At 72.6% G+C, this 26,131-nt stretch carries 22 protein-coding genes; 6 read left to right on the top strand and 16 right to left on the bottom strand.

Features of this window, described 5'->3' with window-relative positions; translation table 11 throughout:
* Positions 1 to 13 precede the first annotated feature (13 nt).
* The 9 genes from murD to mraZ form a co-directional block, all read right to left on the bottom strand.
* The gene (murD, locus tag ABD295_RS04175) at positions 14 to 1,516 is read right to left on the bottom strand and encodes a UDP-N-acetylmuramoyl-L-alanine--D-glutamate ligase (protein ID WP_344302369.1); all 1,503 of its coding nucleotides are present in this window, start codon (positions 1,514 to 1,516) and stop codon (positions 14 to 16) included.
* Positions 1,509 to 2,615, bottom strand: coding sequence for a phospho-N-acetylmuramoyl-pentapeptide-transferase (mraY, locus tag ABD295_RS04170; protein ID WP_344302368.1), 1,107 nt, complete (start codon positions 2,613 to 2,615; stop codon positions 1,509 to 1,511). Before mraY ends, murD begins: the two co-directional genes overlap by 8 nt.
* Complete coding sequence (locus ABD295_RS04165) at positions 2,612 to 4,051, bottom strand: UDP-N-acetylmuramoyl-tripeptide--D-alanyl-D-alanine ligase (protein WP_344302367.1); 1,440 nt, start codon at positions 4,049 to 4,051, stop codon at positions 2,612 to 2,614. The genes mraY and ABD295_RS04165 overlap by 4 nt, the downstream gene beginning before the upstream one ends.
* The gene (locus tag ABD295_RS04160; protein ID WP_486348081.1) at positions 4,048 to 5,613 is read right to left on the bottom strand and encodes a UDP-N-acetylmuramoyl-L-alanyl-D-glutamate--2,6-diaminopimelate ligase; all 1,566 of its coding nucleotides are present in this window, start codon (positions 5,611 to 5,613) and stop codon (positions 4,048 to 4,050) included. The genes ABD295_RS04165 and ABD295_RS04160 overlap by 4 nt, the downstream gene beginning before the upstream one ends.
* 10 nt (positions 5,614 to 5,623) lie before the next feature.
* Positions 5,624 to 7,399, bottom strand: a complete 1,776-nt coding sequence (locus ABD295_RS04155; protein ID WP_344302366.1) for a peptidoglycan D,D-transpeptidase FtsI family protein — start codon at positions 7,397 to 7,399, stop codon at positions 5,624 to 5,626.
* A 68-nt stretch (positions 7,400 to 7,467) separates the two neighbouring features.
* On the bottom strand, positions 7,468 to 8,079 hold the full coding sequence (gene ftsL / locus ABD295_RS04150; protein ID WP_344302365.1) for a cell division protein FtsL: 612 nt from the start codon (positions 8,077 to 8,079) through the stop codon (positions 7,468 to 7,470).
* Between the two features lie 3 nt (positions 8,080 to 8,082).
* Positions 8,083 to 9,069 carry a 16S rRNA (cytosine(1402)-N(4))-methyltransferase RsmH gene (gene rsmH / locus ABD295_RS04145; protein ID WP_344302364.1) on the bottom strand — a complete coding sequence of 329 codons (987 nt, stop codon included), beginning with the start codon at positions 9,067 to 9,069 and terminating at the stop codon, positions 8,083 to 8,085.
* 9 nt (positions 9,070 to 9,078) lie between these two features.
* Complete coding sequence (locus ABD295_RS04140; RefSeq protein ID WP_344302363.1) at positions 9,079 to 9,237, bottom strand: hypothetical protein; 159 nt, start codon at positions 9,235 to 9,237, stop codon at positions 9,079 to 9,081.
* A gap of 294 nt (positions 9,238 to 9,531) precedes the next feature.
* Positions 9,532 to 9,960 (bottom strand): division/cell wall cluster transcriptional repressor MraZ, encoded by a 429-nt coding sequence (gene mraZ, locus ABD295_RS04135; protein WP_344302709.1) that lies wholly within the window; start codon positions 9,958 to 9,960, stop codon positions 9,532 to 9,534.
* A gap of 325 nt (positions 9,961 to 10,285) precedes the next feature.
* On the opposite strand from mraZ, the gene ABD295_RS04130 reads away from it, so the two are divergent.
* The 3 genes from ABD295_RS04130 to ABD295_RS04120 all read left to right on the top strand — a co-directional run bounded on the left by ABD295_RS04130 (position 10,286) and on the right by ABD295_RS04120 (position 15,223).
* On the top strand, positions 10,286 to 11,302 hold the full coding sequence (locus ABD295_RS04130) for an AAA family ATPase (RefSeq protein WP_344302708.1): 1,017 nt from the start codon (positions 10,286 to 10,288) through the stop codon (positions 11,300 to 11,302).
* Positions 11,303 to 11,378: 76 nt separating this feature from the next.
* Complete coding sequence (locus tag ABD295_RS04125) at positions 11,379 to 12,704, top strand: DUF58 domain-containing protein (protein WP_344302362.1); 1,326 nt, start codon at positions 11,379 to 11,381, stop codon at positions 12,702 to 12,704.
* The gene (locus tag ABD295_RS04120; RefSeq protein ID WP_344302361.1) at positions 12,701 to 15,223 is read left to right on the top strand and encodes a transglutaminase TgpA family protein; all 2,523 of its coding nucleotides are present in this window, start codon (positions 12,701 to 12,703) and stop codon (positions 15,221 to 15,223) included. Before ABD295_RS04125 ends, ABD295_RS04120 begins: the two co-directional genes overlap by 4 nt.
* Before the next feature lie 103 nt (positions 15,224 to 15,326).
* Here the strand turns inward: ABD295_RS04120 and ABD295_RS04115 are convergent, their stop codons facing one another.
* The 7 genes from ABD295_RS04115 to ABD295_RS04085 all read right to left on the bottom strand — a co-directional run bounded on the left by ABD295_RS04115 (position 15,327) and on the right by ABD295_RS04085 (position 23,378).
* The gene (locus ABD295_RS04115; RefSeq protein ID WP_344302360.1) at positions 15,327 to 15,773 is read right to left on the bottom strand and encodes a DUF3040 domain-containing protein; all 447 of its coding nucleotides are present in this window, start codon (positions 15,771 to 15,773) and stop codon (positions 15,327 to 15,329) included.
* Positions 15,774 to 15,872: 99 nt separating this feature from the next.
* Entirely contained in the window at positions 15,873 to 17,066 is a 1,194-nt protein-coding gene (gene dinB, locus ABD295_RS04110; RefSeq protein ID WP_344302359.1) for a DNA polymerase IV, read from the bottom strand.
* Positions 17,067 to 17,137: 71 nt separating this feature from the next.
* Complete coding sequence (locus ABD295_RS04105; RefSeq protein ID WP_344302358.1) at positions 17,138 to 17,875, bottom strand: methyltransferase; 738 nt, start codon at positions 17,873 to 17,875, stop codon at positions 17,138 to 17,140.
* Between the two features lie 58 nt (positions 17,876 to 17,933).
* Positions 17,934 to 21,884, bottom strand: coding sequence for a DNA polymerase III subunit alpha (locus ABD295_RS04100; RefSeq protein WP_344302357.1), 3,951 nt, complete (start codon positions 21,882 to 21,884; stop codon positions 17,934 to 17,936).
* A 15-nt stretch (positions 21,885 to 21,899) separates the two neighbouring features.
* Positions 21,900 to 22,349 (bottom strand): SAV_6107 family HEPN domain-containing protein, encoded by a 450-nt coding sequence (locus ABD295_RS04095; RefSeq protein WP_344302356.1) that lies wholly within the window; start codon positions 22,347 to 22,349, stop codon positions 21,900 to 21,902.
* Positions 22,350 to 22,361: 12 nt separating this feature from the next.
* A complete protein-coding gene (locus ABD295_RS04090) occupies positions 22,362 to 22,754 on the bottom strand; it encodes a DUF6504 family protein (protein ID WP_344302355.1) in 393 nt (130 codons plus the stop codon).
* Positions 22,755 to 22,931: 177 nt separating this feature from the next.
* Positions 22,932 to 23,378: a hypothetical protein gene (locus ABD295_RS04085; RefSeq protein WP_344302354.1), complete on the bottom strand. Its 447-nt coding sequence runs from the start codon at positions 23,376 to 23,378 to the stop codon at positions 22,932 to 22,934.
* Between the two features lie 46 nt (positions 23,379 to 23,424).
* Between ABD295_RS04085 and ABD295_RS04080 the strand changes: the two genes are divergently transcribed.
* The 3 genes from ABD295_RS04080 to ABD295_RS04070 are packed head-to-tail and all read left to right on the top strand — an operon-like array spanning position 23,425 to position 26,079.
* Positions 23,425 to 23,928 carry a YbaK/EbsC family protein gene (locus tag ABD295_RS04080; protein ID WP_344302353.1) on the top strand — a complete coding sequence of 168 codons (504 nt, stop codon included), beginning with the start codon at positions 23,425 to 23,427 and terminating at the stop codon, positions 23,926 to 23,928.
* A gap of 48 nt (positions 23,929 to 23,976) precedes the next feature.
* Positions 23,977 to 24,567, top strand: coding sequence for a DUF4126 domain-containing protein (locus tag ABD295_RS04075; protein WP_344302352.1), 591 nt, complete (start codon positions 23,977 to 23,979; stop codon positions 24,565 to 24,567).
* 48 nt (positions 24,568 to 24,615) lie between these two features.
* Positions 24,616 to 26,079 (top strand): hypothetical protein, encoded by a 1,464-nt coding sequence (locus tag ABD295_RS04070; RefSeq protein WP_344302351.1) that lies wholly within the window; start codon positions 24,616 to 24,618, stop codon positions 26,077 to 26,079.
* Positions 26,080 to 26,131 lie beyond the last annotated feature (52 nt).

The following is a 26,131-nucleotide window of genomic DNA, read 5'->3' as shown; positions in this document are numbered from 1 at the left end:
CCCTGGATCCTGCCTAGTGGCCCTTGGTCCTCTGCACTGCCGCGACGAACGCGTCGCCCCTGGCGGCGTAGTCGCTGAACATGTCCATCGACGCGCACCCCGGCGCCAGGAGCACGGTGTCGCCCGGCTGGGCGAGCCGGCGCGCGGCGTTCACGGCACGGTCCATTGGTTGTGACTGATCAGGGCCAGTCTCACCGTCGTCCAGGAGGATGACCGGCACATCGGGCGCGTGTCGCGAAAGCGCGCCCGCAATGACGTCGCGGTCGCGGCCAAGGAGCACGACGCCGCGCAGCCGGTCCCGCACCGACGCGACGAGGTCGTCGAAGACCGCCCCCTTGGCGAGCCCGCCAGCGATCCAGACGACCGGGTCGTAGGCCTGCAGCGAGGCCCTGGCGGCGTGGGGGTTGGTGGCCTTGGAGTCGTCGACGTAGGTGACGCCCTCGTTCGTCGCGACGGTGCTGATCCGGTGGCCGTCCGGCCGGAAGCCCCGCAACCCGTCGCGGACGGCCTGCTGCGAGACGCCGTGCGCACGGGCGAGGGCCGCAGCCGCGAGCGCGTTGGCGACGACGTGCGGGGCCGGGCCTCCCGATCTACCCGCCCGCCCGTCCCAGTCGAGGTCCGCCAGGGTGCAGAGCTCGGCGGCGCTGTTGTGCCGCTCGTCGACGAAGGCCCGGTCGGCCAGCACGTCGTCGACGAGACCGACCATCCCGACCGACGGGATGCCCAGCGTGAACCCGATGGCCCGCGCGCCCTCCTCGACGTCGGCCTCACGGACCAGCCGCTCGGTCTCGGGGTCGTCCACGTTGTAGACGCAGGCGCGGCGCACGCGCTCGAAGATCCGGCCCTTGTCGGCGGCGTACGACGCCATGTCGTCGTACCAGTCGAGGTGGTCCTCGGCGATGTTGAGGACGGCAGCGGACTCGGCGGCCATCGAGTCGGTGTAGTGGAGCTGGAAGCTGGAGAGCTCGACAGCCAGCACGTCGTAGGGCTCGGGATCCATGACGGCCTCCACGATCGGTCGCCCGACGTTGCCCACGGCATCGCTCCGCAGCCCGGCGGCCCGCAGGATCGCGTCGAGCATCCGCACCGTCGTGGTCTTCCCGTTGGTGCCCGTGACGCACAGCCAGGGGGCCGCGCCGCCAGCTGCCGCGGTGTCGCGGAGCCGCCAGGCGAGCTCGACCTCGCCCCAGACCGGGATCCCTGCTGCGCGTGCCTCGGTGAGCAGCGGCGCGTCGGGGCGGAAGCCCGGGGAGACCACGACCAGGTCGACGTGGCCCGCGTCGGCCGGCAGCGCCGTGGCGACACCCGGGCCGAGTCGCACGTCGGCGCCGAGGATGCGCAGCAGCTCGGCCCTCTCCGCGATCTCGGGCGACTCCGTCTCCCCCAGCACGACCACCGACGCACCCAGGTGCGTCAGCGTGTCGGCGACGGCGAACCCGGACACGCCGAAGCCGGCCACGACCGCACGGACACCGTTCCAGGAGTCGCGCTGACCAAGGCGCTCGAGATCAGGCACTCGCCACCCACGACGCATAGAAGATGCCGAGACCGGCGGCCACGCACAGCCCCGTGATGATCCAGAAGCGGATCACCACGGTGACCTGCTCCCAGCCGATCATCTCGAAGTGGTGGTGGATGGGTGCGATGCGGAAGACCCGATGGCCCGGCTTCACCCGGAAGACCTTGCGGAACAGCGCGCTCCCCCGGCTCACCTTGAAGACGCTGACCTGGATCATCACCGACAGCGTGACGACGACGAACAGCCCGCCGAGGACCAGAAGGAGCAGCTCGGTCCTGGTGAGGATGGCGAGCCCGGCCAGAGCGCCACCGAGGGCCAGCGACCCGGTGTCGCCCATGAAGATGGCGGCCGGCGACGCGTTCCACCACAGGAAGCCGAAGCAGGCGCCCATGATGGCGGCCGACACGATCGCGAGGTCCAGGGGATCTCGGACCTCGTAGCAGTTGGGGCCGGGGAGCGACTCGCACGACTGGTTGTTCTGCCAGATGTTCACCAGCGTGTAGGCGCCGAAGACCATCGCGGAGGCTCCGGTCGCCAGACCGTCGAGGCCGTCGGTCAGGTTGACCGCGTTGCTGAAGCCGGTCACGAAGAACCAGATCAGGACGAGCACGACGATGGTCGGCAGCTCCCAGCCGACGTCCTTGAGGAAGGACAGGTGGTGCGACGCCGGCCGGCGGTGGTGCTCGTCCTCCAGCCAGGGCGACAGCGCGAGGACACCGAAGACCAGGGCGATCACGGTCTGGCCGATCATCTTCGCCGCGCTGCGCAGCCCGAGGTTGCGCTGCATCACGATCTTGATGAAGTCGTCGAGGAAGCCGACCAGGCCGAGCCCGACGAAGAGGAAGAGGAGCAGGAGCGCCGATGCGCTGATGGAGCCGCCGGTCAGCAGGTTGGCCGCGAAGTAGCCGACGATCGTCGCCGAGATGATCACGATGCCGCCCATGGTGGGCGTGCCCCGCTTGGTGTGGTGGGTCGTGGGGCCGTCCTCGCGGATCTCCTGGCCGTAGCCGCGCTTGGACAGCACGTTGATCGCGACGCGGGTGCCGAGCAGCGAGATGAGGAGCGCGATGCCGCCGGCGAAGAGGATCGCTCTCACGGCGTGGCTGCTCCTTCCGTGGCGGCAGTGCTGTCGGGGCTGTCGGGGGCGTCGAGCAGGCCTTCGGCGACGTGCTCGAGGGCGACTCCTCGAGAGGCCTTGACCAGCACCACGTCGCCCGGCAGGACATTGTTGCGCAGCCAGGCCAGGGCCTCGTCGCGCCCCGCCGCCTCGACCAGCTCGCCGTCCCACTCGGGGCCCTCACGGGTGCCCTCGGAGATCCCGGAGGCCGTCGTCCCCACCACGACGAGGACGTCGACGCCGGTGCGGGCCGCCGCCCGGCCGACCGCACGGTGCTCGGGCCCGTGCCGCTCCCCCAGCTCCTTCATCTCGCCGAGCACGGCCACGGTCCGACGTCCGGCCTCACCCATGAGCTTGAGGGTCTCCAGCGCGGCGAGCATCGAGTCGGGGTTGGCGTTGTAGGCGTCGTTGACGACGGTGACCCCGTCAGCGCGGTCGGTCATCTCCATCCGCCACCGGGAGTCCGGACGGGCGGCGGTCAGCGAGGCGGCGACCGCGTCGAGAGGTACGCCGACGGCGAGCGCCATCGCTGCGGCGGCGCACGCGTTGAGCACCTGGTGGTGGCCGGGCATGGAGAGTCGGACCGGTGCGGAGTCGTCCCCGTGGGTGAGCCGGAAGGAGAAGCGTGCGGCCTCGTCGACCTCCGCGTCCTCCTCCCTCACGTCCCCGTGGTCTCCCCCTTGAGCTCCGGAGCGGCCGAAGGTGAGCACCCGGGCACGGGTGCGGGACGCCATCTCCCGGGTGACCGGGTCGCCGGCGTACAGCACCGCGGTCCCGTCGGGGGGCAGCGCCTCGACGATCTCGCCCTTGGTGAGGGCGATCGCCTCGCGACTGCCGAACTCTCCGATGTGGGCGGTCCCGACGTTCAGCACGGCGGCCACGCGCGGGGGCGCGATCTCGCAGAGGTAGGCGATGTTGCCGCGGTGACGGGCGCCCATCTCGACGACGAGGTACGCCGTGTCGGTGGTGGCGCGCAGCACGGTGAGCGGGACGCCGAGCTCGTTGTTGTGGTTGCCCTGGGTGGCGACGGTCGGACCGGCGTCGGCGAGCACGGCGGCGAGGTAGTCCTTCGTCCCGGTCTTGCCCTGCGAACCGGTGAGGGCGAGCACGGTCACGCCAGGAAGCCGGCCCAGCACGTGCCGGGCCAGGCGACCGAGGGCCTCGGTGGCGTCGGCCACCACCACGGTGGGAGCGGACGTCGCGCGGGTCCCGAGCACCGCGGCAGCCCCGGAGTCCGCGGCAGCCGCGGCGAAGTCGTGTCCGTCGACCCGTTCTCCCGCGATGGCGACGAACAACCCGCCCGGCTCGACGGCCCGGCTGTCGAGCGTGGCCGGAGCGTCGACCACCACGTCGGGATCGCCGTGCACCTCGCCCTGCGTCACCGCGGCGATCTCGGCCAGCGTCAGGGCGATCACGTCGGGCCCCCGGACGCCAGCCGCGCCAGCTCCGTGCGGACCACGTCGCGGTCGTCGAAGGGGTGCACCACGCCGGCCACCTCCTGGCCGGTCTCGTGCCCCTTGCCCGCGACCAGGACGACGTCGCCGGGCCGGGCCTCGGCCAGGGCGTGCCGGATCGCCGCGCGCCGGTCTCCCACCTCGACCACGCTCCCCTTGTCCGCCCGGGCCATCTCCGCCCGGGCGGCGCGCGCGCCCTCGACCATCGCGGCACGGATCGCCGCGGGGTCCTCGCTGCGCGGGTTGTCGTCGGTGACGACCAGCAGGTCGGCGAGCCGGGCGGCGATCTCCCCCATGAGCGGCCGCTTGCCGGGGTCGCGGTCGCCCCCGGCTCCGAGCACGACGATGACGCGTCCCCTGGTAAGGGGTCGCAGGGCGAGGATCGCCGCCTCGACGGCGTCGGGCTTGTGGGCGTAGTCGACGACCGCCAGGAACGGCTGCCCCTCGTCGATCGGCTCGAGACGCCCCGGGACGCCACCGCCGGCGGCGATCCCGGCGGCGACCGCTGCCGCATCGAGCCCCGCCTCGCCCGCGGCCGCGACGGCCGCCAGTGCGTTCTCCACGTTGAACGCCCCTGGGAGCGGACAGGCCGCCTCGATCCGGGCGCCGTCGGGTGCGACGACCGTGAAGGTCGAGCCGGACGGGTCGAGGACGACGTCGACGGCCTGCCAGTCGGCGTCGGCGCCGACGGCGTAGGTGCGGACGGGGAGGACGGTCTCCTCGACCAGGCGACGGCCGAAGTCGTCGGCGGAGTTGACCAGCGCCCGGCGGGCGCGCGCGGGCGTGAAGAGCGACGCCTTGGCGCGGTAGTAGTCCTCGACGTCGGCGTGGAAGTCGAGGTGGTCGCGGCCGAGGTTGGTGAAGACCGCGACGTCGAAGACCACGCCGTCGACGCGCCCCATCACCAGGGCGTGGCTGGACACCTCCATGGCGCACGCCTCGACACCGCGCTCCACCATGAGGGCGAACAACCCGTGGAGGTCGGGCGCCTCGGGCGTGGTGAGCGCGGTCTTCACGTCATGACCGAGCACGCGCGTGCCGATCGTGCCGATGACGGCGCTCGGGACGCCCGCCCGCTGCAGCCCGCTCTCGAGGAGGCGGGTGGTCGTCGTCTTGCCCTGGGTGCCGGTGACGCCGATCGTGCGCAGCCGTTCCGTGGGGTGGCCGTAGACCTCGGCCGACACCAGGCCAAGCACGTCGCGCGGCCGATCCACCACCACGGCCGGTCGCCGGCCCCCGAGCGCGGCCGCCCCCTCGGGATCGGTCAGGACCGCCACCGCCCCGGCCGCGACGGCGTCGTCGAGGTAGGCGATGCCGTGGGCGCGCGAGCCCGGGAGGGCGGCGTACAGGTCGCCCGGGCGGATGCGTTGCGAGCTCAGCGAGATGCCGGTGACGGACGTCTCGGCGTCACCCTCGAGGGCGGCAGCGACCTCCGGTCGATCGGTCAGCCGATCGACCAGGACCCGCAGCGGCGTACGCGGTGGGTGCTCCGGCCGGACTGTTCCGTCGGGCAGTTCGGGCACGGCCAGGACGTTACTGGTCGGCTGTGGGCCGACCCCATTCGACGGGGAGGTCGGACGGCTTGGTGCCCGTCGGCGGGACGGCGTAGCGACGCAGCGCGTAGCTCATGATCTTGCTGAACGCCGGACCGCCGACCGAGCCACCACCGCCGCCGTTCTTGGGGTCCTGCACCACGACGTAGACGGTGAAGCGGGGGTCGTCGGCCGGCGCGAAGCCGGCGAAGGAGACCGTGAACGTGCCGTCGTAGCAGCCGCACTCCTTGCCGACGCGCTGCGCGGTGCCGGTCTTGCCCGCGACCCTGTAGCCCGGCACCTGCGCGCTGGGCGCGACGCCGTCCTCCGGGTCGACGACCTTCTCCATCATCTTCATGGTCTGCTTCGCCGCGTCGGCGCTGATCACCTGGCGCGTCGTCGTGGTGTCGGTGCCGACCTCGACGCCGTCGTCGGTCGTCGCCGCGCCCGCGATGATGCTCGGCGACACCCGGACGCCACCGTTGGCGATGGTGTTGACGGCCGCGGCCATCTGGATCGCGTTGACCGACAGCGACTGGCCGAACGCCATCCGGTCCTTGGTCTGCGAGGTCAGCAGCGGACCGGCCGGGATGATGCCCGCGGTCTCGCCGCGCACGCCGATCCCCGTCGTGCTCCCGAGCCCGAACTTGTGCAGGTAGCGGCTCAGCGCCGCCGGGCTGAACTGGTCGGCCGCCAGCACCGTGCCGATGTTGGACGACTGGGCCAGCACTCCAGCGAGCGTGAGCCGGATGGTGTCGTGAGGGAACCAGTCCTTGATCGGCCGGTCCTGGCGGAACAGCCGCGGCGGCACCGTCAGCTTGGTGCGCGGCGTCACCTTGCCCGCGTCGATCAGCGACGACATGGTCAGCACCTTCTCGACCGAGCCCGGCTCGTAGACGTCGGCCAGCGCGCGCGAGACGTACGCCGACTTGGGCGACTCGAGGGGCTCGGTGGCGTCGTACGTCGGGAAGTCGGCGAGGGCGGTGATCTCGCCGGTGCGCGAGTCCATCACGACGGCCACGCCGCTCGAGCCGCCGGCGTCCTCGACGGTCTGCCGGAGGACGCGCTGGACGTACCACTGCAGGTCGAGGTCGATGGTGGTGTGCAGGTCGTCGCCGTCGACCGCCTTCTCGATGGTGTTGACGCCGAGCGGGATCCGGTTGCCGCCGCTGACCTGGTAGTGCGCGGAGCCGTCCTTGCCGGACAGGAGCTTGTCGAAGGTCAGCTCGAAGCCGGCCAGTGGACGAGCCCCCTCCTCGGGGTCGGGCGTCCCGAGGAAGCCGATCAGGTTGGCCGCCACGTCACGCGCGGGGTAGTCGCGGGCGGGGTCGCGCCGGGTGAAGAGCCCCTTGTAGCCCTCGGCCTCCGCATCGTCGAGGACGTCGTTGGCCAGGGTCGAGGGCACCCGCCGCGCGACGTACTCGAAGCGGCTGTCGGCCCGCAACGCCTCGAGGGTCTCGAAGTAGTCGATCCCCAGGCTCGTCGACAGCAGCTGCGCCAGCGGCTTCGCGTCGGGCGCGGTCCACAGCGGGTCGGCGACGATCATCACGCCCTCGATCGACCCGGCCAGCGCGATGCCGTTGCGGTCGAGTATCTCGCCGCGCTCGGCGGGCAGCACGACCTCCACCGAGCCCTCGGCGGCCGCCATGTCGGCGTAGGACTGTGGGTCGATGGCCTGCAGCTGCACCAGCCGGGCGCCGAAGAACGACAGCACCATCGCGATGACGACGAAGCCGGCCCGCAACCGCACGTGCGGCGAGCCGCGCCTGGAGCGCACGCTGCGCCGGCGTCGAGTCGATGCTGAGGGCACGGGCTGGGCTTCTCCGGAGTCGTGGGCGGTGGCGGCTAGTTGCGGCGCGCCTGGCGGTCCTGGCGGTCCTGGCGGTCGCGCTTCTTGCCATCTTCACGGTCGCCGGCCCCGGTTCCCCGCCTCCCGGCGCCCGTGTCGGCCACTTCCTCGCGAATGATCGGGTCCGGCGTCAGGCTGGCGGGCTTGCGCGGCGGGAGCGGCCGGATCCGGAGGCCGTTGTCGATCGTCGCGGGAGTCGCCACGCCGATCACCTTGCCGTCGGACAGCTGGAGGAACGCCGGGCTGGCCGCGGGGACCATGCCGAGCGCCTGGGCCTGCTCGGCCACCCGCTGCGGGTCGCGCAGGTCGTCGAGCTCCATCTGCAGCGTCTGCTGGCGGGCCGTCAGGGTGCGGGCCTGCTCCTCGAGCCCGGACGCGGCGAAGCTCGCCTGCTGCATGGAGGTGTTGAAGAGCAGCAGTCCCACGACGCCCGCGACCAGGACGAGGGAGACCAGCATCACGAACGGGACGCGGGGGGTCCGGGTCCGCCGGCGCGGCACCACCCTGAGCCGCGCCTTGGCGACCGCGCGTCCGGGTATCTGGGGCAGCCTCGGCGCCTGCTTGCGGAGCGGGCCGGGCCCGGGGTCGCTGAGCTGGGGAGTGCTCATGTCTTACGCGGCTCCTGTGTCGGGGAAGGTGGGCCGGGACGTTCGGGCGCTCACTCGTTCGAGCGCGCGCAGGCGCACGCTCGCGGCGCGGGGGTTGAGCTCCACCTCCGCGGCGTCGGCCTGCTCCGCGCCGCGGGTGACCAGGCGGAACTGCGGCTCGTGCCCCTCGGGCACGAACGGCATGTCCTCGGGGACGTCGCTGCGCGTGGCCTCGACGAAGGCGCGCTTGACCAGACGGTCCTCGAGGGAGTGGTAGGACTCCACGACCACCCGGCCGCCCACCGCCAGCGCGTCGATCGCCGCCGGGACCGCGCGGCGCAGCACAGCCAGCTCGTCGTTGACCTCCATCCGCAGGGCCTGGAAGGTGCGCTTGGCGGGGTGCCCTCCGGTACGCCGGGCGGGTGCCGGGATGACGTCGTACAACAGCTCGACCAGCTGGGCCGAGGTCGTGAACGGCGCGCTCTCGCGGGCCTTGACGACGGCGCGGGCGATCTGGCGGGCGAACCGCTCCTCGCCGTACTCCTTGAGGATCCGTGCGAGGTCTCCGGCGGAGTACGTGTTGAGGACGTCGGCCGCGGTCGTGCCGGTCGTGCCGTCCATGCGCATGTCCAGCGGGGAGTCGGTGCGGTAGGCGAAGCCGCGTTCGCTCACGTCGAGCTGCAGCGAGGAGACCCCGAGGTCGAAGAGCACCCCGTCGACCTGGGCCAGACCGAGGTCCGCCATCACCTCGGGGATCTCGTCGTACACGGCGTGGACCGCGGTGAAGCGGTCGCCGTACGCCGCGAGCCGCTCGCCGGCGAGGGCCAGCGCGTCGGGGTCTCGGTCGATGCCCACGACCCGGGCGAGGGTGCACCTCGCGAGCACGGCCTCGCTGTGGCCGCCGAGGCCAAGAGTGGCGTCGACCAGCACGGCGCCGTCATGGTCGAGCGCGGGCGCCAGCAGAGCGACGACCCGGTCGAGGAGGACCGGGACGTGGGACGGGCTCACCATCCCCGCCTCTCAGCGCCCGAGGCTGACGACGAGGAGGAGCAGGACCGCGGCGCCGGAGGAGGCGACGGCCGAGAAGGCCATCAGCGCGACCGTCTCACGGGCCTGGTGCCGGACCCGCCGGACCCGCGGCACGGCGGCTGCGAGCTCGTCGATCGTGGTGATGCTCATGATGTCGACCCCAGAGGAAGGAGGGTGGTGCGGGGAAGGGTGGTGCGGGGTGGAGCGCGTGCGCATCGCCGGGTCAGGTCCCTGCCCGCTCCCCGTGGGGGACCACACGGGGGAAGCCGGCCCGGACGAGTCCGGGGCACGGCCGCGAGGTTGCCGACACGTCCATGTCGGTGACGGTCCGTCTGGAACCGGGGAAGGTGCCCCAGAAGGAGTCGGCTGGAGAGCGGGCCCGAGACCTGGCCCTGCGATGCGTTCTTGACTTGTCTTGGGTGTGCGGTGGGGCGGGGTGGGGCGTCAGACGCCGGGGAGGATCTCGTCGCTGAGATCGGCGAACTGCTCCTCCTCCGACTGGAGGTAGGTCTCCCAGTTGGCCGGGTCCCAGATCTCGACCCGGTCGAGGGCGCCGATCACGACGACGTCCTTGCGGAGACCGGCGTACTCGCGCAGGAGCGGCGCGATGCCGATGCGGCCCTGCTTGTCCGGTGTCTGGTCGAAGGCCCCCGAGGACAGCATCCGGACATAGCTGCGGGTGGCCTTGTTGGTGAGGGACGCCTCCCGCAGCTTCGCGGTGAGCACCTCGAACTGGGCGAGTGAGTAGACCGTCAGGCAGCGCTCCTGGCCGCGCGTGACCATCAACCCCTCCTCCAGCTGGTCCCTGAACTTCGCCGGGAGGAAGAGCCGCCCCTTGTCGTCGAGCTTGGGGGTGTAGGTGCCGACGAACACGGCCACCCCCGCTTCTCCACAAGGACTCTCCCGTCCTCCACTTCGCCCCACTGTACGCCACTTTCCCCCACCGTCAACCACATTCACCCCTGATTCGCCACTGGTCTCCCCCCGTGTCACCGGGCGGTGGCCCAGCGCGCACATCCGGCGCGCCCAGCCCGGCATTCCGATACCGATTCGTGATCCCCTGGGAGGAACCTGGGAGACACCGGCCGCGTAAGTTGCCGGGACCGCTTACGGTTGGGCCACATCAAGATCGGTTCGGAATGAGCGGGGTCCGAACGAGGAGCTCCCTGGAGGGACAGGCGTGACAGAGTCGATGTCGATGTCGGGGTCAGTGACAGGGTCGACAAGACCGGCGACAGGGCCGTCGACGCACGAGACGGGCGCCGACCTCGAGACTGTGCAGCGGGTGACCCGCCGGGTCCGCGACAACATCGAGAAGGTCATCGAGGGCAAGCCCGACGTCGTGTCCTCGGCGATCGTGGTCCTGCTCGCCGAGGGTCACCTCCTGATCGAGGACGTCCCGGGAGTCGGCAAGACCATGCTGAGCAAGGCGCTGGCCCGCTCGATCGACTGCACCGTCCGGCGCATCCAGTTCACGCCCGACCTGCTGCCCTCCGACGTCACCGGCGTCTCGGTCTTCAACCAGGACACCCGCGAGTTCGAGTTCCGGCCGGGCGGCATCTTCGCCAACATCGTCGTCGGCGACGAGATCAACCGCGCCTCGCCCAAGACCCAGTCCGCGCTCCTCGAGTGCATGGAGGAGCGGCAGGTCACCGTCGACGGGACGACGTACGAGCTAGAGGCGCCGTTCATGGTCATCGCGACGCAGAACCCCATCGAGATGGAGGGCACCTACGCCCTCCCCGAGGCCCAGCGCGACCGCTTCATGGCGCGGGTGTCGGTGGGCTACCCCGTCGAGGCGGCCGAGATCGCCATGCTCAACTCCCACACGCTGCACAACCCGCTCGAGGACCTCGAGTCGGTCACCGACGCCGCCGAGATCCGCAAGCTGGTCGGCATCGTGAACCAGGTCTTCGTCTCCCCCGCCGTCCAGCGGTACGCCGTCGCGCTGACCACCGCGACGAGGCGGTCGGGTGAGCTGATGCTGGGGGCGTCGCCGCGCGCGACCCTCCACCTGATCCGCGCGTCGAAGGCCGTGGCAGCGATCGCCGGTCGCGACTTCGTCCTCCCCGACGACGTCCACGACCTGGCGCGCCCGGTGCTGGCGCACCGGCTGCTGCCCAGCGTCGAGGCCGCCATGACCGGTCGCAGCACCAGCGCCATCCTCGACGGGATCGTGGCATCGGTGCCGGTCCCCGACGGCGGCCAAAGCTGATCGACAGGCTGATCGACAGGCTGATCGACAGGCTGACCTGCAGGCAGACCGGTCGCGACAGGCGGGAGGGGGCGGAGTGCGCGAAGCGTTGTCAGGACTGACGGTCCGCGGGCGGGCCTTCCTCGCGGCGGGCATCAGCGCCATCATCTGCGCCATCGCCCTGGGTGAGGACTCGCTCACGCGGGTCGGCGTCCTGGTCGCCGCCCTGCCGCTGGTCACCGCGGCCTTCATCGCGCGCAGCCGCTACCGCCTGGCACTGGTCCGCACCGTCACCCCCCAGCTGGTCGCCGCGGGCCAGCCCGCGCTGGTCCGGCTGGCCCTCACCAACGAGGGCCGCACCCCGAGCGGGCTGCTGCTGCTGGAGGACCAGGTGCCCTACGTGCTCGGCGCCCGGCCGCGGTTCGTGCTGGAGGGCATCGGTCACGGCTGGCGCCGCCACGTGACCTACCAGGTGCGCTCGGACGTGCGCGGGCGCTTCGAGATCGGCCCGATGAGCGTGCGCGTCAGCGACCCGTTCGGGCTGGTCGAGCTCGGCCGCAGCTTCCGCACGTCGGTGCCCCTCACCGTCACCCCCCGCACGGTGCCCCTGCCCACGATCCCGATGGGCGGTGCCTGGACGGGGTCCGGCGACAACCGCCCCCGCTCGTTCGCGTCGGGGTCGGCAGAGGACGTGACCGTGCGGGAGTACCGCCGCGGCGACGACCTCCGCCGCGTGCACTGGCGCAGCTCGGCGCGCGTCGGCGAGCTGATGGTGCGCCGCGAGGAGCAGCCCTGGCAGTCACGTGCCACCGTCTTCCTCGACAACCGCACCCGCGCGCACCGCGGGCAGGGCATCGCGTCGTCGCTCGAGGCGGCCGTGTCGGCGGCCGCGTCCATCGCCGTGCACCTGAGCCAACGCGGCTTCACCGTCCGGCTGGTCACCGCCACCGGCGAGGACGCCGGCACGGTGTGGCACTCCCGCGACGCCGAGCTCAACACCGGCCCGTTGCTCGAGGCGCTCGCCGTCGTCCAGCCGACGGCGCACGTGCAGTTCGACACCGGTTGGCTGGCGGAGTCGGCCCACGGCGGGCTCGTCGTGGCGATCCTCGGCGCCGTCGACGCGCACGACCAGCCGGTGCTGCGGCGGATGCTCCACCACGCCGGCTCGGCCCTCGCGATCGCCCTCGACGTCGAGCAGTGGCAGTCCGGCGGGCGCCGCGAGCAGGTCGAGAACGCCGCGCAGCTCGGCCGGCAGGGCTGGCGCGCCGTGGACCTGCGCCCCGGGGACCGCCTCGACAGCGTGTGGCAGGAGCTCGGCCGCAGCAGTGCTCGCAACGCACGCCTCGCCGATCGCGAGCGCATCCAGCTCGCGTCCGGCGCGGCGGTGGGCAGCTCCGGACCACAGATGCGAGCGCCGTCGTGACCGCCACCCAGACCCCGCCGCCCGCCGCAGGGACGTCGGCGAGCCCCGACACTCCGACCGGGCGTGCGCCCCGCCAGCCGCTGTCCCACCGGATCAGCGGCCGGGTCGGCAGCGGCGCCCCGCAGATCCTGGCCCTCACCGCGGCGGCGATGGGCACCACGTGGGCCGCCATGCTGGCGTGGCGCGGTTTCACCACCCAGCCGGCGCTGTTTATGGGGCCTCTCTTCCTGCTGGCGCTCGTGGTCGGCGGACTCGGCATCGCCCTCCGGCTGGCCAGGCTGCCCGTCGTCGTCGTGCTGCTCGCCCAGGTCGTGGCGGGCTTCCTGGCCGCCCAGGCCCTGGTGACCGGGCGCGCGCTGCCCAGCCCCGCTGGTCTCGACGACCTCCAGGTGCGGTTCTCCGCCGGGATCGAGACCGCCCAGTCGTTCATGGCGCCGGTCCCGACCAGTGCCCCCGGCGTCGAGCCGCTGCTGATCTTCGGTGGGCTGGTCTGCCTGCTGCTGGTCGACTTCCTCGCCTGCTCGCTGCGCCGCGTCTCGCTGGCCGGCCTGCCGCTGCTGACCATCTACACCGTGCCGGTCAGCGTCACCGGCTCGGGCGTCTCCTGGTGGGTCTTCGTGGCGACCGCGGCCGGGTTCGCGACCATGCTCTACCTCCAGGAGAGCGAGCACCTCTCCCGGTGGGGGCGGACCCTCGGCCAGGACAGCGCGGCCGCGGACCCCTCGGCGTTCGGGGTACGCACCGGCGACGTCCGTGGCAGCGCGGCCGGGATCGCAGCCCTGGCCACGGCGGTCGCCCTGCTCCTCCCCCTTGCGATCCCGACGCTGTCGGTGAGCCTGTTCTCCGGAGGCTTCGGCGAGGGCGCCGGCGACGACCTCGAGATCACCAACCCCGTCACCGACCTGCGACGCGACCTCGACCGCGGCGCGGACACACCGCTGCTCACCCTGACCACCGCCGACCGGGACCCGACGTACCTGCGCATCGCGGTCCTCACCCGGCTCAACGACGACAGCTGGAGCGCCGGCAACCGGCAGGTCCCCGAGGAGAACTACGTCAGCGGCGACCTGCCGCGGCTGACCGGCGTGAGCACGGCGCTGATGGACCGCAGCACCGAGCAGCAGTTCAGCTATCAGGTCCAGGTCTCCGACTCGCTGAAGTCGCGGTGGCTGCCCACCGCCCAGAACCTCACCCGCATCTTCCCGCCCGGCGACTTCCGCTTCGACGACGACACCATGGACTTCCTGGCCGGTGCCAACGACACCGCGGGCACGTCGTACTCCTTCACCAAGATCCGGCTCGACTACTCCGCGGAGGAGCTGGTGAACGCTCCGGACACGACCACGGCCGTCTCGCCGGAGTTCACGCTGGTCCCGCCGAACACCCCGGCACGGGTGCAGGAGATCGCCCGCGCGGTGACCGAGGGCATCGGCAACGACTACCAGCGCGCGGTGGTGCTGCAGAAGTGGTTCCGCGAGGACGGTGGCTTCCGCTACTCCCTCGACACCAGCGGCAGCGGCACCGAGGACCTGCTCAGCTTCCTCGAGGAAGGCCCTGACGGTCGGGTCGGCTACTGCGAGCAGTTCGCCTCCGCCATGGCGATCATGGCCCGCACCCTCGGCATCCCCGCCCGTGTGGCGGTCGGCTTCCTGCAGCCGACCGAGGTCGGTGTCAACCGCTGGCAGTACTCCTCCCACGACATGCACGCCTGGCCCGAGCTGTTCTTCCCGGGCTCGGGGTGGGTCAGGTTCGAGCCGACGCCCCGCGCCGGGCCCCAGGACTCCTCGATCGAGACCGTGGCGCCGGCGTACACCCAGGTCGACATCGAGAACCTGCCCACACCCTCGTTGCAGCCGTCGTCCGGCCAGGCATCGGAAGAGCTGCCCAGCCGCGGCAGCGATCGCCCGAGTGCGGACGCCGCCGCCGACGACACCGCCGCCGACCAGAGCGGCGCCGGCCTCTCTCCTGCCGTGCGCTGGGCCCTGCTGATCGTCGCCGGGCTGGGCGTGCTGGTCGGCCTGGCCTTCGTCCCCCAGCTCGTGCGCCGCGCGCGCCGCGAGCGCCGCTGGCGCACGGGTGGAGCCCAGGCGGCCTGGGACGAGCTGCGCGACACCGCCGTCGACCTCGGCATCGTGTGGCGGGCCGGCCTCTCGCCCCGGGCGATGCGCAACCGCCTCGTCGACCACTTCGGCGCCGAGCTCGTGGCCGGCGTGCCCGAGCGGCCGGCGCGCGGGCCGGACGCCAACCCCCGCGCGGTCGAGGCGCTCGACCGGATCGTGCGCGAGGTGGAGCTGCTGCGTTACTCCCGGTCACCCGGGACCCCTGAGACCCGCGGCCTGCGCTTCGACTTGGAGGCCTGCGCGGCCGCGCTCGCGGGTGGGGCGACGCCGCCGACGCGGCGCCGGGCCCGCTGGTGGCCGCGCTCGTTGTTCCGCCGCGGTCAGGTCAGGCCGCGCGCGGGATCAGCGGACAACGCACCGACCGTCGACCACGGTGTCGTGGTCGACCACGTTGGCTAGCGGCCCGCCGCGTCGGCGCTGAGTCTCACGAACTGCCCGGCGAGGCGCCGACCGAGCTCTCCCTCAGTCGACGAGGCGCCGACTGGGCGTGAGGCTGAGGTGGCTAGTACCCGCCGCGCTCGTCGCGGCGACGGCGCCAGCGCTCCTCCATGCGCTCCATGAAGGAGCCGGAGGAGGTGTGGCGCATCCGCGGACCACGCTTGCGGGCACGGCCACCCTCGATGAGGGTGAAGCCGCCCTTGCCGGCGGGGTCGCTCCCCTGACGGGGGTCGGGTGCCGCGGACTGGCCGCGCAGCGAGCTGAGGGCCAAGGTGGCGCAGCCCAGCATGATCACGAAGCCGACGATGCCGAGGACGGTGAGGGTGAAGTAGGCACCCGCGATGAGGACGCCGACGCCGACGGCGAAGCCGACTCCGGCGAGGATGGCACGGCGGCGGGCGCTCTGCCGGAAGGTGGTGCCACGAAGGGTGGACGCCAGCTTGGGATCCTCTTGGACGAGGGCGCGCTCCATCTGCTCGAGCAGTCGGAGCTCCTCTTCCGAGAGCGGCACGTTACCTCCCTGCGCCTGTTGGTGGGACAAGTCTAGGCAGGCGTTGGGCGGCGCGGTAGCGGGTGGTGAAAATTCGTACGACCTTCGTCGGACGGAGGGTCATGGCCGGGCTGTCAGCAGGCTCGCCGGACCCACCATCGCGGTGCCGTAGCGCAGGGTCGCCCGGTCGACGGCCCGATCGGCGTCGGACCATCCGTGCTCCCGCTCCCCGAGGAGCAGCTGGCGGTGGACGGCTGTGCGCGCGACCAACCCCTCGACCCGCACTCCCACGAGCCGCACCCGGGCACGCTGCAGTCCGAGGGCGTCGTAGAGGCGGGTGGCGGTGCGGTAGACCTCCTGGGTCACGTCGGTCGCCTCGGGCAGGGTGCGCGAGCGGGTGATCGTGGTGAAGTCGGCGAACCGCACCGTCAGGGTCACGGTGCGCCCGGCGACGCCGGCGACCCGCATCCGGTTGGTCACCCGCGTGGTCTGCCGGAGGATCTCGCGCACGATGACCTCGCGGTCGTCGGTGTCCCTGCCGAAGGTCTCGTTGGCCCCCATCGACTTGTCCGCCTCGAACGCGCCGTGCCGGGGGGTGATCTCGCGCCGGTCGTCGCCCCAGGCAAGACCGTGCAGGTGCTGGCCGAGAGCCACGCCGATCGCGCGCTGGAGGGTGCGCAGCGGGGTGTGCGCGATGTCGCCGACGGTGACCAGACCGAGCCGGTGCAGCATCGCCTGGGTCTTCTCCCCCACCCCCCACAGCTCGCCGACGTCGAGAGGGTGCAGGTAGGTCGTCACCGCCGACGGCGGCACCACGACGACCCCGTCCGGCTTGGCCCGGCGGCTGCCGATCTTGGCCAGGGTCACCGAGCCGGCCAGCCCGACCGAGCAGGTGATGCCCTGCTCGTCGTGGATGGTGGCGCGCAGCTGCTCGGCCACCTCCAGTGGTGATCCGAGCCGGCGGGTCGCCCCCCGGACGTCGAGGAAGGCCTCGTCGAGCGAGACCACCTCGACCAGCGGGGTGACCTGGCGGAAGGTCTCCATCACCGAGGAGGACACGGCCGTGAACGTGTCGTAGTCAGGTGACAGCGTCACCGCCTGCGGGCACAGTCGCCGCGCGCGGGTGGACGGCATCCCGGACCGGACACCGAAGGCCCGCGCGAGGTAGTTGGCCGACAGCACCACTCCGCGCTGGGCACCACCCACGATGACCGGGACGTCGACGAGCTCTGGGTGCTCGCGGAGCGCCACGGAGGCATAGAACGCGTCCATGTCGACATGCAGGATCGGGCAGTCGTGCGAGTAGTCAGCCATGTGACCACCGCAACCCCTGACAGAGCAGCACCACGGGGGGTTTGCCTGACCAGCACCCACCCTGTCCTTGCTCAGTGGGCGAGGAGGTGGAGCTGGGTCGCCAGCGGGAGGTACTCCGACCGCCTGGCGACGGCCTGCTCGAGCTCGACGAGGGCGGCGGTGGCGCCGGGCTCGAGGTCGAGCAGCGAGCCGGGGACCAGGTCGGCGAAGACCCGGACGCCGAGGACCTCGGCGACCTCGAAGCCGGCATTCGCGAGCAGTCCGTCAGCGCCCGCGAGCTCCTCACGGGTGAACCGGCGACCGGTCCGCGAGGCGGGGTCGTGGCCCTCGAGCAGGGCCAGCGCCTGCTGGAAGTGACCAGCCATCGCCCGGGCGACGACGGCTGCGTGCCGTTGGGCGACCAGCAGGCTGAGGTTGCCCCCGGGGCGGAGCACGTCTCGGAGCGTGGTGAGGGCGGCCCGGGGGTCGGGCACCACCTCGAGGACGCCGTGGCAGAGCACCAGGTCGAGAGGCTCGTCGACGGACTCGTCGACCAGGCTCCCCACCCCGGCTCCCAGGTCGGAGAGGTCTCCTTGGATGCCGGTGACCAGGTCGGTGACCCCGCTCTCGGCCGCCCGGCGGCTGAGAGCGGCGAGGGCATCGGGGCTGGGGTCGACGACGGTGACGCGATGACCGAGGGCGGCCAGCCGGACCGCGAAGCCGCCGGTCCCGCCGCCGATGTCGAGGATCCGTGCGGGGCCGGCGTCGCTGCCCGACTGCTCGAGGACTCGCTGGACGGCTGCCCAGACGACGGCGGTGCGGGCGGACATGGCGCCAACCCTAGTGGGGCCCGACGCCCTCTCCCGTGCTCGCTCATCCGGGGGCCGCTCATCCCGGACTTCCCTGGCTGCGGTGCCACAGCTTGCGGGCCACCTGCTTGACCGAGTCGGCTGGGTCACCGGCGGGCTTGACGTCGGCATAGGGGGAGAGCTTGAACCCGCTGGAGTGCACCAGCACGCGACGCTGGCCCATGCCGCCGGCGGTGCTGCGCGCGTCGTCGTCGTGCTCCCCGAACGTCGGGGGTGCGGCCATGACCGGCCGGGTCGACCGGCTCTCGGCCGCCCCCTTCACCGAGGCCAGCTGCACCCCCACCTCGGCGAATCCCTCAGGCACCGTGTCGAGCACCTCGCGCACGGCCTCGAGACCGGAGCGCTGCCACAGCCCGTGCAGGGTGGGCAGGTCCCACGCGCCGGTGCCGCGCAGGGAGACGCCCTTGTAGCCGGTACGGCGCAGCTCCCCCCTCACCACCAGCAGCCAGGAGCCGAACACCGTGGCGGCGTAGGGACCCTGCGCGTCCTCGAAGAACGTCGCGTCGACCGGTCCGGTCGCGTCGTCGAGGGTGAGGAAGACGACCCGGCGACCGGACCTGATCGGCGGGGTCTGGGTGGCGACCTTGACGCCGGCGACGAGGAGGTCGGACTTGCTGCGCTGGCGCAACAGGTCGTGGGAGCGCACCACCCCGAGCGCGTCGAGGAAGGGGGCGTAGGTGTCGACGACGTGCCGGCTGGCATCGAGACCGAGGATCTCCAGCTCCGCGCGCATCCGCTCCTCGGCGCTCAGCTCGGGCAGCCCGGAGATCTCTCCCTCCCCCGGTTCGTCGCCGAGGTCGAGGGCGAGCTGGACCGAGGTGACCGGTGGCGGCGGTGCGGTCGCCCGGGACTGCGCCGCCGCCTTGGCCCACACCCCCGCCGAGGCCAGCGCGTGCCGCTCGGTCGGGAGCGCCTCCTCGCGGACCGCGGGGTCGGTGCTGCAGCGGGCGGCGGCGTCGGCGGCCCGCTGGTCCGCCGGCCGGGTCGCGCCAGGTCCACCAGAGCGCGCCCGGCGTCCCGCGCCGAGACCGCGACTGCGGCCGCTGGAGGCCGCCTTGTCGACGCCGCGGGCGAACCGGTCGAGCTCGGCCACCTGGAGCAGCAGGTCGCGCCGGGTGACCCGGCGCCGGCGGCGTACGCCGGTGTCGTCGGGCGCCCCGATGCCGTAGATGGTGTCGAAGGCCCCGGTCAGCACCAGCCGCTCGGCGGTCGGCCGGGACACCCGCGCGCGGTGCCAGAAGTCGGTCAGCGAGTGGTAGGGCCGGGCCGCGACCACCCGGGCGATCTCGCCCTCGTTGACCCCCTTGACGTCGGCGAGCGCCAGCCTGATCGCGTAGCCGACCTCCGCGTCGGGCGACGGCTCGACGACGTAGTGCTGCTGCGAGGCGTTGACGTCGAGACCGCGGATCTCGATGCCGCAGTGGCGGGCGTCGTCGAGGAGAAGGCGCTTGGGGTACATGCCCGGGTCGTGGGTGAGCACGCCGGCCAGGAAGTGTGCCGGCCAGTGTGCCTTGAGCCAGGCGGACTGGTAGGTCGGCAGCGCGAACGCCGCGGCGTGGGCCTTGCAGAAGCCGAACGACGCGAACGCCTCGATCACCTTCCAGACCGCCTCGAGCATCGGCAGGGAGTAGCCCGCGTCGATCGCCCGGGGGAAGAACCAGCGCTTGGTCTCGGCCATCCCCTCGCGGTCACCGAGAGCACGGCGCTTCTCGTCGGCCTCGGCCAGGTCGACCTTGGCCAGGGTCGAGATCATCTCGATGACCTGCTCGTGGAAGACCACCACACCCTGGGTCTCCTCGAGGATCGGCTTGAGGTCACGGTGCAGGAAGAGCGGCTCCTTCCAGCCCTGCTTGGCGTCGAGGTAGGGGGTGACCATGTCGCTCTTGACCGGTCCGGGCCGGAACAACGAGATGTCGGTGATGATGTCGCCGAACGAGCCGATGCCGGACTTGCCGACCAGCTCGCGCTGGCCGGGCGACTCGATCTGGAAGACGCCGAGCGTGCGCGCCTCGCTGATCATCGTGTAGGTCGTCTCGTCGTCGAAGGGGACCTGGGCCTCGTCGTCGAGGTCGAGCTCGACCCCGTCGACCCGCTTGATCTCGGCGACCGCGTGGGCCATCGAGGACTGCATGCGGATGCCGAGCACGTCGAGCTTGAGCAGGCCGAGGTCCTCGACGTCGTCCTTGTCGAACTGGCTCATCGGGAAGCCGGCGAAGCTCGCCTCGACCGGCGTCCGGTCGAGCAGCGTCGCGTCGGAGAGCAGCACCCCGCAGGGGTGCACAGCGACGTGGCGGGGCAGCCCGTCGAGCCGCTCGACCAAGCGGAACATCAGGTCGAGACGCTCCTCGCCGAGACCGCTGGCGCGCAGCTCGGGCAGCTCGCGCAGCGCCACCCGGGCATCGCGGGCGCGGATGTGCGGGAACGCCTTGGCGATCGCATCGGTCTCACCGGGCGGCATCCCGAGCGCGGCGCCGACGTCGCGGACGGCGTGGCGGACCCGGTAGGTGTCCATCATCGACACGCAGACGCAGCGCTCCCCTCCGTATCTGTCGAGGATCGCCTCGTAGACCTCGAGCCGGCGCGCGGACTCGACGTCGACGTCGATGTCGGGCAGCGCCTGGCGCAGCGGCGAGAGGAACCGCTCCATCAGCAGGCCGTGCCGCAGCGGGTCGACCCCCGAGACGCCGAGGAGGTAGTTGACCAGGCTGCCCGCCCCCGAGCCGCGGGCAGCGCAGCGCACCCCCATCTCCTTGATCAGGTCGGTGACGTCGGCGACGGTCAGGAAGTAGGACGCGTAGCCGAGCCCGCCGATGATCTGCAGCTCGTCGTCGAGCCGTTTCCAGATGCGCTGACGGGGGGCGGAGCCGTAGCGATCCCCGATCGCTCCCTCGCAGCGGGCTCGTAGGGAGCCGTCGGCCGAGGCTCCCCTGGCCCCCGTGACCTCGAACTCGGGGAAGTGCACCTCACCCAGGCCCAGGTCGGCGCGGGGGTCGAGCGCGCACCGGTCGGCCACCCGGCGGGTGCCGGCCACCAGCCGGTCAGCATCCCACCCACCGAGCCCGGCGAGCCGGCAGATCTCCTCGGCCACCTCGTGCATCTGCTTGCCGGACTTGAGAAAACCCTCGGCGTTGCCGCGATCGAGGTGGCGGTGGTCGAGGGCGACCAGGCGCCGGGCGGCGTCGAGCACATCGACGGTGGGGGCATCGAGGCGGTCGGCGTAGCGGACCGCGTTGGTCAGCACCGGCTCGAGCCCGGCCTGCCGGGCGACGCCGGCCATCCGGGCGGCGTGGGCGGAGGTGCCGGGTCCCCAGTCGCCGGCGTGGCCGGGAAGCCGGTGGGAGACCAGCTCGACGAGGAGGTGGCTGCTCGGGACCAGCACCCGCCACGGCGCGAGCGCGGCCAGGGCCAGGTCGTCGCGACGCCGGGTGGCGGCAGTGCCGAGCGCGGAGGCCGGACCGAGCATCACCACCAGGTCACCTCCGCCGAGCAAGGGACCCACCTGGTCGGCCAGCTCGTCGAGGTCGAGCACCGGACTGCCGCGCTCGCCCGCCAGCCGGACCGCGGAGACCAACCGGCACAGCGCCGCCCAGCCACCACGTCCGCCTCCGGGCCCACCAGCGTGCGCCAGGACGGTCACCCGCGGCAGACCGCCCCGCTCGGGGGCGAGGTCACGGAAGGCGCCGCCGCGCACCGGCGTACGCGAACCGCCGGCGCGGGCGGACCCGCTCGTCAAGCCGGTCGCGAGATCGGCGTGCCGGTAGGCCAGCTCCACCCCCAGCACCGGGCGGATGCCGGCCGAGAGGCAAGCGGTGGCGAACTTCACCGCGCCGTAGGTGCCGTCCCGGTCGGTCAACGCCAGCGTGTCCATCTCCTGCTCCAGGGCCCGCTCGACCAGCACGTGCGGGTGGGAGGCGCCGTAGCGCAGGGAGTAGCCCGAGGCGACGTGGAGGTGGACGAACGGGTCGGACACAGGGCACCCCGCCGATCAGGCCGCGCCGGTCGTGCGGCCCGGAACCGGCAGTCGCTGCCCCACGGGCAGGTGCGGGGTCAGGCCGAGCGCGGTCTCGACCACGCCGAGGAAGCGGTCGGCGTCACGGATCAGGTCGTCTGCCTCACGGGCGGTGACCGCGCGGGTGGATCCTGCCTCGGCGGCCGCCCGCTTGGAGGCGCCGGCCGCGAAGAAGCCGGCCCACTCACCCAGCTCCGGGGCCACCTCGGCGAGCAGGACCCACGCGTTCTTCTGCCGGCGCCGCCGCCCCGAGGCGACCGGGCGGGCGCGGGCGGACAGCAGCGCCGCCGCGGCCTGCAGGGCGGCGACGTGGGCGCCTGCGTAGCGCGTGGGGACGTCGGTGGACGTCATGGCCTCGCGGAGCGACTCGGCGGCGCGACCGAGGTAGGAGTGGGTCGTCGCCGGCAAGGACAGCGGGAAGGTCATCGTGTCCACCCCTCAGTCCGCGCAACCGACGAGCTGCCAGCGACCGTCGTCCCACGAGAAGGACAGGTCGAAGACGCCACCGCTGTCGCCCGCGCCCCGGCCGGCCTCCACCCGCCACAGCTCGCGCTCGGCGAGCAGGTCGCCGGTCATGGTCTCGACTGGTCGCTCCCGGTGGTCGAGCTCGGTCGAGACCTCGGTGCCGACGACCGCGCGGACGCCGGCGGACTGCCACCACGGACCCGTCTCCACCCAGTGCGCCAGCACCGTGCGCACCTTCCACAGCCGCCCGTGCCAGAGGAACTGCTCGGGCGCCTCCCCCACCAGCTCGGCCTGGCCCGACTCCCCGTCCCGGAGCCCGCCCACCTGCCCGCGTCGCACCTCGACGGGATCGTCGTACTTGCGCATCGCCCACCTCCGACCACTCATCGACCCCGCCCAAGACGCAGGCACGGGGACCGGTGGAGGCGGGGGTCGAGGTCGCCTCCACCGGTCGATCGAACACGTGTTCGAACAAGGACCAAGGTACAACCCCGCGCCGACATCGCGTCAAGACCCCTGCGGCGTCCTGGGGAGAAGGGCGGTTCAGCTCCGGAAGAAGGCGTGCGTCCGCGGATGCAGCACGGCCACCACGAGAGCAGCGTCCACGAGGAGCGCGGCGACGCTGACCACGGTGAAGGCCAGCGGCAGGTCGAGCGGCAGCCCGACCACGGCGGCGAACCCGATCAGCACGGCCAGACCGACGATCGACCAGCGCGCCCACTCGTGGCCGGCGCGGAACATCACCGCCAGCACCCAGGCCAGCATCGCGATCACCACGAACATCGTGATCGAGACGGGAACGAACGCCGGAGGGTCGAGCTCCTCGGACTTGCCCACCCGCCAGGTCGCCACGAGGTCGTCGCGCAGCACGATGGCGAGGACCATCGTGAGCCCGCACAGCAGGACCAGCCCCCACAGCAGCGAGATGGTCGCGCGCACCGACGCCGGCACCGCACCCTCCTTGGTCTCGGACCCGGAGCCATCGGCCACGGGTGCTCGGCGGGATCCTTGCCCGGCCGGAGCTAATGTCCCCTCCATGACGACCAGCGACCATCCCGCGATCGCCCGCTTCCGGGATGCGCACACCCTACGGGGCGGCACCGGCCGGATCATCACCCTTCCCGACTCGGTGCACACCGCGGCCCTCGCCGCGGAGGCGCTCGGCTGCCCGGTCGGCGCGATCGCCAACAGCCTGCTCTTCGAGGCAGCCGGCCCCGCGGAGCAGGCAGCCGTGGGCGGACCCGTGCTGATCCTCACCTCCGGCGACCACCGCGTCGACACCGCCAAGGTCGCGGCTGCGATCGGTGTCGACAAGCTCAAGCGGGCCACCCCCGAGTTCGTGCGGGCCCATACCGGCCAGGTCATCGGCGGGGTGTCGCCGATCGCGCACCCTGCCCCCGTGCCGACGTACCTCGACACCTGGCTGCGCCGCTACGACGAGATCTGGGCCGCGGCCGGACACCCCGCAGCCGTCTACTCCACGACGTACGACGAGCTGCTGGCCATGACGGGCGCGGTCGAGATCGACGTCGCCGACTGACCGCCCGGCGGACGGGCGGTCAGTCGGCGCCCGGATACCCTCGGGAGCGTGGACGGACTCGCGCTGGCGTTCTCGAGCGGCTGGGCCAGCGGCATCAACGCCTACCTCGTGGTCCTCGTCCTCGGTGTCGCCGACCGGGTCGGTGACGTCGCGCAGATCCCCGACGCTCTGGGTCGTGGCGACGTGCTGGCGGTCGCCGGCTTCCTCTACGCGATGGAGTTCGTGGCCGACAAGATCCCCTACATCGACTCGACGTGGGACGCGGTGTCCACCGCGATCCGGCCGACAGCGGGCGCCGTGATCGGCGTGCTGCTGGCCGGGGACGCCTCGAGCCTCGACCAGGCCGTGCTCGGTGTCGTCGGAGGTGGGACCGCACTGGCCTCCCACTCCGTGAAGGCCGGCTCCCGCCTGGCGATCAACGCCTCGCCCGAGCCGGTGACCAACATCGTGGCCAGCCTGACCGAGGACGTCGCGGTGCTCGCGGTGGTGGCCCTCGCCGTCCAGTATCCCCGCGCCGCCGCGGCCGTCGCCGCCGTGCTCCTCGTGTTCGGCCTCGTCATCCTCTACTTCGCCGCCAAGCTGGTCCGCCGCGGCTGGCGCCGGTGGAAGGGACGCTCCCCCACGCCTGCGCCCGGCTGACGCCCCAAAACACTCGGGACCAGTGCCTTGAGCATCTAGCGTCAGGACATGGGCGTGGACCTGGCCGACGACGACGAGCGGGCGGCGGTGACCACGCGCCTCTCGCAGCTGTACGCCGCCCGCCCGGTGATCCTCGCGTTCGGGGTGCTGGCCGTCGCGACCTCGGTGGCGACCTGGCTGCGCGGGATGGGGTGCCGGGTGATGGTGGTCTGCACGACCCGGGGCGCGGGCACTCTGCCCGGAGGGGACACCGTCGTCGTCGAGGTCCCCGCGCCAGCAGCCGCGAGCGCGACAGAAGAGCTGCGCACGCACGACCGTCTCTACCGCACGCTCCCGGACGACGCCGTGGCCGCCATCGAGGCGTTCGACCCCGACCGGGAGGCGCTCTGGATCGGCACCCCGTTCGTGACGTCCGACGAACCGATCCTCGGCAGGCCGGTGACCGGCGGCCGCCCGGGCGCGTTCCTCGCCCTCGAGGACAAGCTCCTGGCCGAGCAGGTGTGGGCCGCGGCGGGTGTCACCGCCGCGGCGTCGCGTGTCGTGCCGGTCGAGCGTGCCGCGCTCGCGGCGGCTTCCGACGAGCTCGCCTCCGATCTCGGCACGGTGTGGTCGGGCGACAACCGGGGAGGCTTCAACGGCGGCGGCGACTTCGTGCGCTGGGTGCGCGACGAGCGGGACGCCGCCGCAGCGTTCGCGTTCTTCGCACCGCGGTGCGACCAGGTGCGGGTGCTGCCCTTCCTCGAAGGAGTGCCCTGCTCGATCCACGGGATGGTGCTGCCCGACGGCACCGCCGCGTTCCGCCCCGTGGAGATCGGAGTCGTGCGCGATCCCGTCCGTCGCCGCTTCCTGCTGGGTGGCCTGTCGACGACGTGGGACGCACCGCCCGACGACCGCGAGGAGATGCGCGGGGTCGCCAGGCGCGTGGGCGAGCACCTGCGAGGCACCCACGGCTACCGGGGTGCGTTCGGCATCGACGGTGTGCTGACCGCCGAGGGTTTCCGTCCCACCGAGCTCAACAGCCGGATGTCCGCGGGACTGACCGCTATCGCCGAGGTCGACCGCGCGTTCTTCGCGATCCTGCAGACCACACTCCTGCTCGGGCGGGATCCGGGGGTGAGCGTCACCGAGCTCGAGTCGATCCTGCCTCTGGTGGACGCGCGCCCGGTCGGCAAGCCGATGGCACTCCTGGAGGACCTCGGCGTGGGCGAGGTCGACCGGCTCCCGCTCGACTGGGACGGGGGGCGCCTGACCAGGGTCGCGACCGAGCCGGCGCCGTACCTCGTCGAGCTGGCCCACACCCCGTCCGGCACCTTCGCGCGCATCGAGCCGCAGACCCTGGTCGCGCCAGGAGCCCGGGTGGCCGACGCGACGGTCGCCCTCCTGCGCCTGCTCGCCGAGGAGCTCCCGGCCGCGGCGCGCCTCGGCCTCGCGGACTACGAGGCGGCCCCCGACGTACGCCGGCTCCGCCTTCTCGGTGGCCTTTTCGGTGCGGATGTCAGCGGGACGACCTAGTCTCTTGCCCGCAAGCGCGGGGCATCGGGCCGGCGCCCGATCATGGGGGACC

Origin of the sequence: Nocardioides bigeumensis (genome assembly GCF_039531755.1) — a bacterium.
GTDB classification, from domain to species: domain Bacteria; phylum Actinomycetota; class Actinomycetes; order Propionibacteriales; family Nocardioidaceae; genus Nocardioides; species Nocardioides bigeumensis.
This window is presented reverse-complemented; position numbering and strand designations above follow the sequence as displayed.

Coding starts and splice junctions, on each gene's coding strand:
- ftsL (WP_344302365.1), bottom strand. CDS start 8,079: ATGAGCACTCCCCAGCTCAGCGACCCCGGGCCCGGCCCGCTCCGCAAG.
- rsmH (WP_344302364.1), bottom strand. CDS start 9,069: ATGGTGAGCCCGTCCCACGTCCCGGTCCTCCTCGACCGGGTCGTCGCT.
- ABD295_RS04140 (WP_344302363.1), bottom strand. CDS start 9,237: ATGAGCATCACCACGATCGACGAGCTCGCAGCCGCCGTGCCGCGGGTC.
- ABD295_RS04130 (WP_344302708.1), top strand. CDS start 10,286: ATGTCGGGGTCAGTGACAGGGTCGACAAGACCGGCGACAGGGCCGTCG.
- dinB (WP_344302359.1), bottom strand. CDS start 17,066: ATGGCTGACTACTCGCACGACTGCCCGATCCTGCATGTCGACATGGAC.
- ABD295_RS04105 (WP_344302358.1), bottom strand. CDS start 17,875: ATGTCCGCCCGCACCGCCGTCGTCTGGGCAGCCGTCCAGCGAGTCCTC.
- ABD295_RS04095 (WP_344302356.1), bottom strand. CDS start 22,349: ATGACCTTCCCGCTGTCCTTGCCGGCGACGACCCACTCCTACCTCGGT.
- ABD295_RS04090 (WP_344302355.1), bottom strand. CDS start 22,754: ATGCGCAAGTACGACGATCCCGTCGAGGTGCGACGCGGGCAGGTGGGC.
- ABD295_RS04080 (WP_344302353.1), top strand. CDS start 23,425: ATGACGACCAGCGACCATCCCGCGATCGCCCGCTTCCGGGATGCGCAC.
- ABD295_RS04070 (WP_344302351.1), top strand. CDS start 24,616: ATGGGCGTGGACCTGGCCGACGACGACGAGCGGGCGGCGGTGACCACG.